General features: G+C 68.2%; 11 protein-coding genes. 3 read left to right on the top strand and 8 right to left on the bottom strand.

What is annotated here, in order from left to right:
- Positions 1 to 32: 32 nt before the first annotated feature.
- Positions 33 to 869: a hypothetical protein gene (locus tag BR47_RS0109560; protein ID WP_029119363.1), complete on the top strand. Its 837-nt coding sequence runs from the start codon at positions 33 to 35 to the stop codon at positions 867 to 869.
- 3 nt (positions 870 to 872) lie between these two features.
- Here the strand turns inward: BR47_RS0109560 and BR47_RS0109555 are convergent, their stop codons facing one another.
- From BR47_RS0109555 to BR47_RS0109540, 4 genes are all read right to left on the bottom strand, one after another.
- Positions 873 to 1,667, bottom strand: a complete 795-nt coding sequence (locus BR47_RS0109555; protein WP_029119362.1) for an Fpg/Nei family DNA glycosylase — start codon at positions 1,665 to 1,667, stop codon at positions 873 to 875.
- A 16-nt stretch (positions 1,668 to 1,683) separates the two neighbouring features.
- Positions 1,684 to 2,163, bottom strand: a complete 480-nt coding sequence (locus BR47_RS0109550; protein ID WP_036420840.1) for a ribose-5-phosphate isomerase — start codon at positions 2,161 to 2,163, stop codon at positions 1,684 to 1,686.
- A 71-nt stretch (positions 2,164 to 2,234) separates the two neighbouring features.
- On the bottom strand, positions 2,235 to 4,442 hold the full coding sequence (locus BR47_RS34000; protein ID WP_029119361.1) for an LpqN/LpqT family lipoprotein: 2,208 nt from the start codon (positions 4,440 to 4,442) through the stop codon (positions 2,235 to 2,237).
- A 194-nt stretch (positions 4,443 to 4,636) separates the two neighbouring features.
- Positions 4,637 to 5,275, bottom strand: a complete 639-nt coding sequence (locus BR47_RS0109540; RefSeq protein ID WP_029119360.1) for a mycothiol-dependent nitroreductase Rv2466c family protein — start codon at positions 5,273 to 5,275, stop codon at positions 4,637 to 4,639.
- A 102-nt stretch (positions 5,276 to 5,377) separates the two neighbouring features.
- Between BR47_RS0109540 and pepN the strand changes: the two genes are divergently transcribed.
- A complete protein-coding gene (gene pepN / locus BR47_RS0109535; protein WP_029119359.1) occupies positions 5,378 to 7,951 on the top strand; it encodes an aminopeptidase N in 2,574 nt (857 codons plus the stop codon).
- Positions 7,952 to 7,982: 31 nt separating this feature from the next.
- Here the strand turns inward: pepN and BR47_RS0109530 are convergent, their stop codons facing one another.
- On the bottom strand, positions 7,983 to 9,605 hold the full coding sequence (locus BR47_RS0109530; protein WP_029119358.1) for a GMC oxidoreductase: 1,623 nt from the start codon (positions 9,603 to 9,605) through the stop codon (positions 7,983 to 7,985).
- Between the two features lie 460 nt (positions 9,606 to 10,065).
- On the opposite strand from BR47_RS0109530, the gene BR47_RS0109525 reads away from it, so the two are divergent.
- The gene (locus BR47_RS0109525; RefSeq protein WP_029119357.1) at positions 10,066 to 11,286 is read left to right on the top strand and encodes an alkane 1-monooxygenase; all 1,221 of its coding nucleotides are present in this window, start codon (positions 10,066 to 10,068) and stop codon (positions 11,284 to 11,286) included.
- Positions 11,287 to 11,427: 141 nt separating this feature from the next.
- On the opposite strand, the gene BR47_RS0109520 is transcribed toward BR47_RS0109525, so the two are convergent.
- The 3 genes from BR47_RS0109520 to BR47_RS0109510 all read right to left on the bottom strand — a co-directional run bounded on the left by BR47_RS0109520 (position 11,428) and on the right by BR47_RS0109510 (position 12,826).
- A complete protein-coding gene (locus BR47_RS0109520) occupies positions 11,428 to 11,904 on the bottom strand; it encodes a DUF5130 domain-containing protein (protein ID WP_020102225.1) in 477 nt (158 codons plus the stop codon).
- Positions 11,891 to 12,121 (bottom strand): aa3-type cytochrome oxidase subunit CtaJ, encoded by a 231-nt coding sequence (gene ctaJ / locus BR47_RS0109515; RefSeq protein ID WP_029105398.1) that lies wholly within the window; start codon positions 12,119 to 12,121, stop codon positions 11,891 to 11,893. Before ctaJ ends, BR47_RS0109520 begins: the two co-directional genes overlap by 14 nt.
- A gap of 63 nt (positions 12,122 to 12,184) precedes the next feature.
- The gene (locus BR47_RS0109510) at positions 12,185 to 12,826 is read right to left on the bottom strand and encodes an HNH endonuclease (RefSeq protein ID WP_029105399.1); all 642 of its coding nucleotides are present in this window, start codon (positions 12,824 to 12,826) and stop codon (positions 12,185 to 12,187) included.
- Positions 12,827 to 12,907 lie beyond the last annotated feature (81 nt).

Genomic DNA, 12,907 nt, shown 5'->3' with positions numbered 1-12,907 from the left:
TATGTCGCGGCGCTCATCGGTAAGCTGCCTCCATGGAGTTCGTGCTCATCCTGATCGTCATCGCGGCCATTGGGTTCTTCCTGTTCAGCAGGCAGAGCAAGGCCAACAAGGCGGCCGCGCTGGCCAACGCGAAAGCCGATGCCCGGCGCGTCATCGAGATGCTCGGCGGCCAGGTGTTCAACCTGACCGGCACCGATGACGCCTCGCGCCAGGCCCTGGCCGACGCGTCCGAGCGCTACAACGCCGCCGCGTCGCAGATCGAACAGGCCACCACCGCCCAGCAGGCGGCCTTCGCGAAACAGAGCGCGATGGAAGGGCTGTACTACGTACGGGCCGCGCGGACCGCCATGGGCATCGACCCCGGTCCCCCGCTGCAGGAGCTGGCCGGCCAGCGCGGTGCCGGTTCGGTCACCGAAGATCGCCGAATCCAGTTCGACGGCAGGCAGATTCAGGCCTCACCGGGTCCGACTGCCGCCACGCCGAACTACTACCCCGGCGGCCGGGTCGCCGGGCGCCCGGTGCCCGAGGGCTGGTACTCCGAGCCGTGGTGGAAGCCGGCACTGGTGGCCGGCGCGTGGGGCGTCGGCTCGGTGCTGTTGTTCGACGCACTGTTCGACGGCATGCACGGAGTCAGTTACGGCGCATCGGGTTTCGAGTCCGGATACGGCTCGGGATTCGACCAGGGTTACCAGCAGGGCCTCGACGCCGGCCAGGGCCAGGACGTCAGCTGGAACGACAACAACGGTTGGGATGCCGGCAGCAGCAGTTGGGACTCCGGCAGCAGCGACTCGGGTAGCAGCTGCGGCGGTGGCGGCAGCAGCTGCGGTGGCGGTGGTTGCGGTGGCGGCTGCGGCGGTGGCGGCGACTAGCCGTCACACCTGACAATCGGGGCACCAGAACAGGTTTCGCCCCTCCATGACCTCGGTGCGGATGGTGGCGCCGCACACGCGGCACGCCTCGCCCGCCCGCCGGTACACATAGGTGCGCGGCCGGTCGGCGGCGTAGGACGGTGCACCGTGGTCGTCTTCCGGACGCACCACGACGATCTTGCCGCGGCGCACCCCGACCTTCATGAGAGCGACGAGATCGGTCCACAGCTCGGCGAATTCGGCCTCGGTCAGCTGCGTGCCGGGACGGTGCGGGTCGATCCGGTGCCGGTACAGCACCTCGCTGCGGTAGACGTTGCCGACCCCGGCGATCACCGTCTGGTCCATCAGCATCGATCCGATTGACCTGCGGGACTTACTGATTCGCGCCCAGGCCGATCCCGGGTCGGCGTCGCGGCGCAGCGGATCGGCACCGAGCCGGGCCACCACATCGTCGACGCCGCCCTCGTCGATCAGCTCACACACCGTCGGGCCGCGCAGGTCGGTCCCGAATTCGGCCCCGACCATGCGCATGCGCACCTGCCCGACAGGCGCTGTCATCGGCAGCGGCTGCTCGGTGAACGTGCCGTACAGCCCGAGATGGACGTGCACGACCGCACCACCGTCGTAGTGGTGGAACAGATGCTTGCCCCAGGCGTCGGCCTTACGCAGCACCCGGCCGCTCACCGCGGCCGCGGCATCGGCGAACCGGCCCTGCGGACTGCTGACGACCACCGGCGCCCGCCCGAAACGCTGCTGGTGCAGGCGGGCCAGCCGGTGGAGGGTATGTCCCTCCGGCACGAGTCAGGCCTTGCGATCAGGCGGGAGCGCCCGGAACCTCAGGTGCCACGTGCGTCTTCTCGTACTCGGCCAGGATGTCGATGCGGCGCTGGTGCCGCTCGGCCTGCGACCATTCGGCGGCCAGGAAGGCGTCGACGATGGCGAAGGCCTCTTCGGTGCTGTGCATACGGCCACCGATGCCCATCACCTGCGCGTTGTTGTGCTCGCGGGCCAGCTGCGCGGTCTCGACGCTCCACGCCAGCGCACAGCGCACGCCCGGCACCTTGTTGGCCGCGATCTGCTCGCCGTTGCCCGAGCCGCCGATGACGATGCCCAGGCTGCCCGGGTCCTCGACGGTGCGCTTGGCGGCGTCGATGCAGAACGCCGGGTAGTCGTCCTCCGCGTCGTAGGCGAAGGCACCGCAGTCGACGGCCTGGTGGCCGGCCGCGGTCAGATGGTCGAGCAGGGCCTGCTTGAGTTCGTATCCGGCGTGGTCGGCTCCGAGATATACGCGCATGGCGCACATTCTGGCAGAACAGCGGCCCGGGACAGAATCAGTGGCTCAGCCGGCCCGGCACACTCGCCGGCTCAGCCGGCGGCGATCTTGGTGTCGCGGTCGATGGCTTCGGTGATCTGCTTGATGATCTCGGCCTGATCGGCGACGCCGTCGATGTTGATCTGCATGACGTACAGCCCGGTGCCGTCCTGGATGACGACGGTGTTCTGGGTGATGAGCTTGGTCACCCCGTTGGAGTTCCAGGAACCGGCGATCTGGAAGGACTTGTGGCCGTCGACGGTCCCGGGCGTGCCGGTGTCGGTCGGGGTGAATCCCGGCAGGTTGTTGAGCTCACCCGGCGCGAAGTCGAGGATCTTCTGCGCGTCGGCGTTCGGGCCGAGGCGCGAGATCAGCGCCGTGGCGCTGGGCCGGTAATTGCCGGCGCTGGGGCCGTTGTAGACGATCGACTGGTACGCGAAAGCCGGCGTCTGCGGCCCGGCGTCGGCCCAGCCCGGCGGCATCGGCATCGTCACCACCGGCGCGCCGGGCTCGTTGCGGTGCACCAGCGCCTCCTGAATGTTGTTGCTCTTCAGGTAGGTCGCGATGGTCTGGTAGTTGCCGGGCGTACCGACCAGCACCGGCGGCGCGGGCTTGTGCGACGACGACGGCTTGTCCGCGCCGGAACTCTGGGTGCTGGTGCCCGAGGCGTCCGAGGACCCACTCGAGTCGTCACCGGAATTCAGGAGGACGACACCGATCAGCACCACGATGACGGCGGCGATGGCGCCACCGATCACCCAGATCTTGGTCTTGCCACCCGAGGACTGGGCACGGCCCGGCTGTGTCTTGCCGATATCGGCCGCGAGCTGCGCGTACGACGGCGGCGGTGCACTGGGACGGCCGACTCCGGCTGCGTGCGCCGCCGGGTCGGCGGGGATGACCGGCAGCACCACTGTCGGCGACACCGTCTCGTGAGTCGGCCGGACGGGCCGCTGCGGCGGCAGGGGCGGTGGCGGCGGAGGTACCGGTTGCCGGTACGGCGGCGCCGACGGTGACGAATCCGGTTCCGGCCGAAACGGTTTCGGCTCGAGCGGCGGCGGACCGACCGGACCGCGCTGCGGCACCGGCGGCGGCGTCGGCTCCGAGACCGGCTCGCTCGACGGTTGCGGCGCGGGCGGCACCGGCGGCACGGGCGGTTCCGGAGCCGGGGGCCGCGCGACGGGCTCCTGGGCGACCGGCTCCGGCTCGGGCTCCGGGGCAGGCGCCGGTTCGGGTTCGGGCTCGGGCGCCGGTTCGGCCACCACGACCGGTGGCACCGGCGGCGGAGCGACCGGCGGCGGCGTCACCTCCGGGGCGGCCGGCGCCTCGGGGACCACCGGACTCGCCTCGGGCACCACCGGGGTGACGGTCGGCAGCTTCAGTTCGGCAGTGCGCAGGTTCAGCGTGGGCGACTCGGTGACCAGTTCGGCCTGCCGCTCGAAGGCCCGCGCGAACTTGGTACAGGAGTCGAAGCGGTCCTCGGGCGACTTGCCCATGGCCTTGATCAGGACATCGTTGAGCGGTTCGAGCCACGGCTTGAGGTCGCTGGCCTTGGGCGGTGGCGCGCTGAGGTGCTGGCTGATCACCGCGATCTGGTTGGTGTCCTGGTACGGCGTCTGCCCGGTGAGCAACCGGTAGGCCGTAGCGGCCAGCGCGTACTGGTCGGCGCGGCCGTCGATCTCGCCGCCCATCAGCTGCTCGGGCGCCGAATAGGAGACGGTGCCGATCGCCAGGTTGGCCGACGTCAGGCCCGTCACCTCACCGATCTGCCTGGCGATGCCGAAGTCGCTCAGCAGGATTCGCCGTTCATCGGAGTCGATGTTGCTGAGCAGGATGTTGGCCGGCTTGATGTCGCGGTGCAGCAGCCCGCGCTGGTGCGCGTAGTCCAGCGCCGAGCTCATGGCCTTGACGATGTCGACGACGAGCTCCAGCGGCAGCCCGTTCGGGTACTCGTACTTGACCAGCTGCGCGGCATCGGTGCCGTCGACGTAGTCCATGGTGATCCACAGCCGGCTCTCGAACTCGCCGCGGTCGTGCAGGCCGACGATGTGCGGGTGCCACAGGCCCGCGGCGATGTTGGCTTCGCGCTCGAACCGGATGCGGAATTCGTCGTTGGTGGAGGCGGTTTCCCGGAGCACCTTCATGGCGTCGAGGCGGGGCAGCCGGGGGTGCTGGACGAGGTACACATCGCCCATTCCCCCTGAGCCCAGCAACCGGCGCACGGTGTACCCGGCGAAGGTTGCGCCCGTCTCCAGCGACATCAGCGCATCCTACTCAAACCCGCACGTCGAAGGACGAAACTGTCCGTCGGCACGTCGCTCCCCACCAGTTGCATCGTTGTGGCTCATGTTTCGGATGTTTCTGGCCACGGTAACCGCATCCAGACGTTCCTTGCGGAACGCCGACGAGATTACCTGGGCCGACCCAGGTGAGCGTGACTAGCGGGTGATTGCGGTCAGTCGAATTCAGGCGCCTCGTTGCGGGACCGCTTGAGCTCCCAGAAGTGCGGGTACGAGGCGAAAATCACCGACGCGTCCCACAGCTTGCCGGCCTCTTCGCCGCGCGGGATGCGCGACAGCACCGGACCGAAGAACGCGACGCCGTTGACGTGGATGGTCGGGGTGCCCACATCGGGGCCGACGGCGTCCATGCCGGCGTGGTGGCTCTTGCGCAGCGCCTCGTCGTACTTGTCGCTGGTGGCTGCCTCCGCGAGCTCGGCCGGCAGGCCGAGCTCTTCGAGGGACTCGGCGATGACCACAGCGAAATCCTTGTTGCCCTGGTTGTGAATCCGGGTGCCCATCGCGGTGTACAGCGGCGCCAGCACCTCGGAGCCGACGGCTTCCTCCGCCGCGATGGCGACGCGGACCGGGCCCCAGGCCTTCTTCATCATTTCCTGGTACTGCTCCGGCAGGTCGCGGCCCTCGTTCAGCACCGCCAGGCTCATGACGTGGAACTCGATGTCGATATCGCGGACCTTCTGGACCTCGAGAATCCAGCGGGAGGTGATCCAGGCCCACGGGCACAGCGGGTCGAACCAGAACCCCGCGACATCCTTCTTGACGGCTGGATCTTTCGTGGCGGTGGCGTCGGCCATTGCTCGTCCTTACTGAGTCGGTACAGATCTCGTTGCCAACAACTATGCCCGGCGTCCCTATGTTCCCGGTCACGGCAACCGGTTGTCCCCTAAGTTGGTGACGTGGCACTTCCGAACCTGACCCGCGACCAGGCCGCCGAGCGCGCCGCGCTGGTGACCGTTGACAACTACCGCATCGATCTCGACCTCACCGACGGTGCCGGCGCACCCGGCGAGCGCACCTTCCGGTCCGTCACGACGGTGACGTTCAGCGCCCTCCCCGGCGCCAATACCGTCATCGACATCGCAGCCGACACCATCCGCAGCGCGACCCTCAACGGGCAGCCCATCGACGTGTCCGCGTACGACGAATCGACGGGCGTGCCGCTGGCCGGGCTCGCCGAGCAGAACGTCGTCGTGGTCGACGCGGACTGCCGCTACTCCAACACCGGTGAGGGACTGCACCGCTTCGTCGACCCCGTCGATGGTGAGGTCTACCTCTACTCGCAGTTCGAAACCGCTGACGCCAAGCGGATGTTCGCCTGCTTCGACCAGCCGGACCTCAAGGCCACCTTCGACGTGTCGGTGACCGCACCCGCGCACTGGCAGGTCATCTCGAACGGGGCCGGCACGGCTACCGGGGACGGCAAGCACACGTTCGCCACCACCCCGAAGATGAGCACGTACCTGGCGGCCCTGATCGCCGGGCCGTACGCCCGGTGGGACGACGTCTACAGCGACGAGCACGGCGACATTCCGCTGGGCATCTTCTGCCGCGCGTCGCTCGCTGAATTCATGGATGCCGAGCGGCTGTTCACCGAGACCAAGCAGGGATTCTCCTTCTACCACAACAACTTCGGGACGCCGTACGCGTTCGGCAAGTACGACCAGCTGTTCGTGCCGGAGTTCAACGCGGGCGCCATGGAGAACGCGGGCGCTGTCACGTTCCTCGAGGATTACGTCTTCCGGTCCAAGGTCACGCGCTACTCGTACGAGCGGCGTGCCGAGACGGTGCTGCACGAGATGGCCCACATGTGGTTCGGTGACCTGGTCACCATGCGGTGGTGGGATGACCTGTGGCTCAACGAGTCCTTCGCCACCTTCGCCTCGGTGCTGTGCCAGGCCGAGGCCACCGAGTACAAGCAGGCCTGGACCACCTTCGCGAATGTCGAGAAGTCCTGGGCCTACCGGCAGGACCAGTTGCCGTCCACCCACCCGGTGGCCGCGGACATCCCCGACCTGGCCGCGGTCGAGGTGAACTTCGACGGCATCACCTACGCCAAGGGCGCCAGCGTGCTCAAGCAGCTGGTGGCCTACGTCGGGCTCGAACCGTTCCTGTCGGGCCTGCGCGACTACTTCCGCGATCACGCGTACGACAACGCCACGTTCGCCGATCTGCTTGGCGCGCTGGAGAAGTCGTCGGGCCGGGACCTGTCCGACTGGGGCCAGCAGTGGCTCAAGACCACGGGCCTGAACACCCTGCGGGCGGATTTCGACGTCGACGGCGCCGGTGCCTTCACGCGGTTCGCCATCACCCAGAGCGGCGCCGCGCCCGGCGCGGGTGAGACGCGCGTGCACCGGCTCGCGGTGGGCATCTACGACGACGACGGCTCCGGCAAGCTGGTCCGGGTGCACCGCGAGGAGCTCGACGTCGAGGGCCCAGTGACGGATGTCCCTGTCCTGGTGGGGGTTTCGCGCGGCAAGCTGGTCCTGGTCAACGACGACGACCTGACCTACTGCTCGATGCGGCTCGATCCCGCCTCGCTGCAGACGGTGCTGAGCCGGATCGCCGACATCGACGACCCGCTCCCCCGCACGCTGGCCTGGTCGGCGGCCTGGGAGATGACGCGCGAGGCCGAGATGAAGGCCCGCGAGTTCGTCGCCCTGGTGATGAGCGGGCTGCACGCCGAGTCCGAGGTGGGCGTCGCCCAGCGGCTGGTGCTGCAGGCGCAGACCGCGCTGACCTCCTACGCGGATCCGGCGTGGGCCGCCGAAATCGGTTGGCCCGCTTTGGGTGACGCGCTGCTGGACCTGGCCCGGGACTCGTCGCCGGGATCGGACCACCAGCTGGCCTACATCAACGCGCTGTGCACGTCGGTGCTGGCGCCGAACCACATCGCGGTGCTGTCGACGCTGTTGGACAACGAGCCCGCCGCGGTGAACGTGCCGGGTCTGGTGATCGACACCGATCTGCGCTGGCGCATCGTGACGGCGCTGGCGCGTGCCGGCGTCATCGACGCGGACGGCACGCCGACGCCGTTCATCGACGCCGAGGCCACGCAGGATCCGACGGCCGCCGGTCAGCGCAGTGCCGCTGCTGCCGGCGCCGCGCGTCCGCAGGCCGCGGTGAAAGAAGCTGCGTGGCAACAGGTCATCGAGGACGACACCCTGGCGAACATCACCACGCGTGCCATCGTCGGCGGTCTGGTCCAGCCGGGTCAGACCGAGCTGCTGGACCCGTTCCGGGACCGCTACTTCGCGGCGATCTCCGGGGTGTGGGAGCGGCGCTCGAGCGAAGTGGCCCAGACCGTGGTCATCGGCCTGTACCCGTCGTGGGACATCAGCCAGGCCGGCCTCGACGCCGCCGACCGGTACCTGTCCGATCCGGAGATTCCGCCGGCCCTGCGCCGCCTGGTGCTGGAAGGCCGTGCGGGAGTGGAGCGCTCGCTGCGCGCCCGCGCCTTCGACGTGAGCTGACGCGACTGCGGGTGCCGCACCTGGCCACCAGCTAGGTGCGGCCCTGCAGGATGCCTTCGATGTTGCGCTCGGCGAGCGCGGTGATGGTCATGTACGGGTTGCAGCCGAGGTGCCCGGGCATCAGCGACGCATCGTTGACGAACAGGTTGCGGTGGCCGTTCACCCGCCCGAACGCGTCCGTGGCCTTGCCCCGTACACATCCACCCAGCGGGTGAACGGTGTTGGGCGCGAAGACTTTTCCACTGAACAGGTCATTGCGGTAGTCGACCTTGTTGGCCTTCAGGATCTTGTCGAAAACCTGTTTGGCCCTGGCCTCGTTGTTCGCCGCGAAGACGTCGGTCCACTGGATCGTCGCGGTGTCGGACTGGCGGTCGTAGGTGATGTCGGCCCGGTCTCCGGTGTCGACCATGACGTAGTACCCGAGCAGGTAGGTCTCCACCGGCAGCGGCATGGAGAACATGCTGGCGTACACCGGGTTGTCCGGGTCGTCGCGACCGTCGATGTTGATCATGCCCATGAGGGACTGTGTGGTGCCGGCCGGATCGCTCTTGGCCAGGTTGTGCCCGACCATCACGTCACCGTTGTTGCCGTAGCCCTTGCCGATCTGATCGTTGAGGTGGGCCAGGTCCCCGGTCTCCCGCGCCTTCAGCAGGAGCTTGGTGGTGCCGAGCACACCGGCCGCCAGATACAGCTGGTCACAACCGAATTCGGTCCTGGACAGCTCTTTGCCCCAGCGGTCGATCTCGCGGGTGGACACCACGAACTCACCCGAACGCTCCTGGCGGATCGAGATGACCTCGGTCAGCGGCCGCAGCGTGACGTGACCGGTCTTGAGCGCGTCGGCGATGTAGGTCTGATCGACGCTGCCGAACCGGCCGTAATTGCTGCCGAACTGCTGCTCGAACGCCAGCGACGACTGCGGCACCTGACCGGCCGCCTCCTTGACCAGATAGTCGAACGAGTAGGAGCTGCCGTTGTAGTCGACCTTGTAGCCGGCCGCCGCCGCGTACTTGCGGCCGGCGCGCGCGTACTGGAAGCACGGGGTCTGCTCGAACCAGGCCATGTCGCGATAACTGATCTTGAGCGACGACTTGGCGCGTTCGACATAGGTGCGCAGGAACTCGTCGGTGCCGATGTCGGGGAACGCCTTGGCGACCTGGCGCGGCGTCGGGATGGCGGCGATGCCGGCGTTGATCATCGAGCCGCCACCGACGGCCAGGCCCCGGAAGACGTCGTGGGCGCCGTGCGTCACCTTCTGGCAGATGCCCGCCTGGATCGGCTGGGGCGACGGCGCGTGCTCGGCCACCTGCTCGACGGTGAAGCCGCCGAAGGAGGTGACCAGGCTCGGCGGAATTTTCGTGAACCACCCGGCGCGGGTGTCGGCGGGCAGCATCTTGGAGAACCGCTTGCCGTCGTCGTCGGGCTTGTCCCAGAGCCGGCCCTGTTCGATGACCAGCGTCTCGACACCGGCCTGCCCCAGCCGCAGCGCGGAGACGCCCCCGCCGTAACCACTACCGATGACGATGGCCGAGAAATGCTTCCGGGCCTCGGTGCGGTCGCGCGATCTTTCGACGAGCGCCCCGATACCGGCCGCCCCCGCGACACCCACCACCGCCGCGCCGCCGAGAAACTGGCGCCGGCTGATCGGGCTCATCGGTGACCTGCCGCGGCCGCGCCCCAGCATCGGACGTGTCGATGCCGGCCGTGCATCACTGCCAAGATCGTCCTTCCGCCTAACCGCCCAGCTAACCCGAAGCCGCTCGCGTACCAGCTCCCGAATAACGGATTCATCTCAAAAATTACACGATGCCGCTGAGTTTCCGCCGCTGCGCGAGATCCGACCCTCACCGCGTCGCCCAACCCGTACGACGCCCGGTATGTCGTACGTCACCCATATGCGTGTACGGCACTCTACCTGCAAGTTTGGTGGCAATGACGCCGAACCGGCGACAGCTGCCCACCTGTCGGGACCGAGGCCGGGCGACCATCCCGAATACCCCTGAGTGCTGACGCCTCAAACAATTTGCTGGATAACGATGAGAAAACGGACAGGAACTGGCTCTGGCAACCGACTTGTATTTGCGCAAACGGCCGAATGCGGGTACGAATACGGGGTGTTGTCGGCATTGCGCGCGGGCCAGGAGGCGTCGCAACCTCACGCGCCCGAGGCGCCCGACGCACCCGCCGCCAAGTCCAAATGGCGCGATTCCAAGCGCTACGTGTGGCTGCTGGGTCCCATCACCCCCGGAATGGTCGGCCTGTCGTGGCTGCTGGTCTGGCTCACCGGCATGGACGCGTTCTGGTGGACCGGATCGCTGCTGACGTTCGGGCTGGTTCCCCTGCTCGATCACATCGTCGGCCCCGAGGCCGAACAAGCCCCCGGCGACCTGCGCAGCCTGGAGGACGACCCGTTCTACCGGCTCGCCACGCACCTCTTCCTGCCGGCGCAGTATCTGTCGCTGATCTTCGCCTGCTGGCTGTGGGCCGGCGGCGGCTGGGTGACCATGTCGCTGGCCGACAAGCTCGGCCTGATGGCCGCCGTCGGCACCGTCGGCGGTATCGCGATCAACGCCGCCCACGAACTCGGCCACAAGCGCGGCATGTCCGAGCGCCGGCTCTCCAAGATCGCCCTGGCCCAGACCTGCTACGGCCACTTCTTCGTCGAGCACAACCGCGGTCACCATGTGCGGGTGGCGACGCCGGAGGATCCGGCCAGCTCGCGCCTCGGCGAGAGCCTGTATGCCTTCATCGCCCGATCGGTCATCGGCAGCCTGCGGTCGGCCTGGAAGCTGGAATCCGAGCGACTCGCCCGCGTGCACAAGTCCAAGTGGTCGCTGCACAACGAGGTCCTCAACGCCTGGCTGCTGAGCGTCATCCTGTTCGTCATCCTGGTGGCTTGGTTCGGCGTCGCCGTCCTGCCGTGGCTGTTCGGCCAGGCCGTGATCGGCATCTTCCTGCTGGAGACCGTCAACTACCTCGAGCACTACGGCCTGCGGCGGCAGAAACTGCCCAACGGCCGGTACGAGCGGGTGCGCGCCGGGCACAGCTGGAACAGCAACACCGTGATCGCCAACGTCTTCCTGTTCCACCTGCAGCGGCACTCCGATCACCACGCCAACCCCATGCGTCGGTACCAGGCGCTGTGCCATGCCGATGAGGCACCGCAGCTGCCGGGCGGTTACGGCACCATGCTGCTGCTGGCCATCTGCCCGCCGTTGTGGCGCCGGGTGATGGATCCCCGCGTGCTGGCGCACTACGACGGCGACATCAGCCGCACCGCGTTGCAGCCGGGCTATGAGGCCCGCCTGCGCAAGCGCTACCCCGCCGCACGCTGAACCCGCTGCGCGCCACGCTGATTCTGCGGCGACGGCGCGTTCGCGCGAGTGCGCGACACTCTCGGCGCCAGGTCAACCGAACCCCGGATAGCACTCTGCCGGGTGCGAACCAGTGGTTCGCACCCGGCAGAGTGAACGAAATCAGGCGGGCGAGACGCCGGCGCTCAGCACGCGGACCGCGCTGATGAGGCCGTCCATCAGGTTGCCCTGCTTGAACGACGCCGCGGCCGCGGAGACACCCAGCGGAGCGGCCTCTTCGATACCGCGACCGCGGACCTCGGCGCCGTAGACGACCTCGATGGCCTTCTGGTTCGGCGAGACGGCCAGCAGCACTGCGTTGTTCGGCGTCGGCACGGTGGCCAGCACCTCACGCGCGGTGGCGGCGGTGTCCGCACCCAGGTCGCCGATGTAGACGGCGAAGCGGGCGCCGGCGGCGCGCGAACCGTACTTCAGGGCGTCGTCGAGGAACACCAGGTCCTTGACCGGGAACGGGTAGTGCACCGACAGCTCACCGGGCTCGGTGACGCCGGAGATACGGCCGCTGTACGTGACGGCGTAGCCGTACGGCAGGTTGGCCGGATCGATGTTTGCGACCTCAGTCTGGCTACCACTTGCCACTTGCGCCACCTCCCACAGTCAGGTGCGAGTCATGGCCACCGTGGCCGTGATCCGCCGGTTCCTCGGCCGCCCACAGGATCGGGGCGTGGGTCCACTTGTCGGTCATCTTGTAGGTGTCCGGATGCGGACTCTTGCGCAGCAAGAACAGCGCGCCAAGCACCAGCAGCAGCGCCAGCGGCACGCCACCGAGCAGCGAATGAGTAAGTGCAATGCTCACGCGCAAACCGTATCAGTACGCACACCGCTCACGCTGAGGACAGGGGCAATCCGGCCGCGGATGTCAGGCGGCGCCTTCGCCGAGGTACCGCACCCAGGCCGGATCGAGCTCTTTGACCGCCGAGAGCAGCCGCCAATGCTGTCCTTTGGGCGGCAGCGGCACCGCGTGCAGGGTCCAGCCGAGTTCGGTCAGCAGCCGGTCGGCCTTGCGGTGATTGCACGGACCGCACGCCGCGACGCAGTTCTCCCAGGAGTGCTCGCCACCGCGGCTGCGCGGCACGACGTGGTCGACGGTGTCGGCCTTGCCGCCGCAGTACGCACAGCGGAACCGGTCCCGGTGCATCAACGCGGCCCGCGTCATGGGAATGCGGGCCCGATATGGGACCCGCACATAACTACGCAGCCGGATGACCGACGGGACGGCGACCGCGCGGGTCGCCGAGTGTATGACCGGACCGGTCGGATCGGCGTGCACCACATCGGCCTTGCCGCACAGCACCATGATCACGGCGCGCCGCATGGGCAGCGCGGTCAACGGTTCGTAGGTCGAATTCAGCAGCAGGACGCGGCGGCGGCCCCAGAGTGAACCGTCGGTGGGACTTGATTCGACTGCGTGCAGGGGTGATGACAGTGCCGGGCTCGACACAGGCGAACCCGCCGCGGCGCCGTGAAGTCTGTGGCCGCGGACCTTCCTCCGTTGCGACATACGTCCTCCGTGCTGACAGTTCACCACGGATCGACAGACAACGCACGAGAATTCTGACGTCTTAGCTGGACCATTCGATGA

Origin of the sequence: Mycobacterium sp. UNC410CL29Cvi84, from assembly GCF_000686745.1 — a bacterium.
In the GTDB taxonomy this organism is placed as follows: Bacteria; Actinomycetota; Actinomycetes; order Mycobacteriales; family Mycobacteriaceae; genus Mycobacterium; species Mycobacterium mucogenicum_B.
This window is presented reverse-complemented; position numbering and strand designations above follow the sequence as displayed.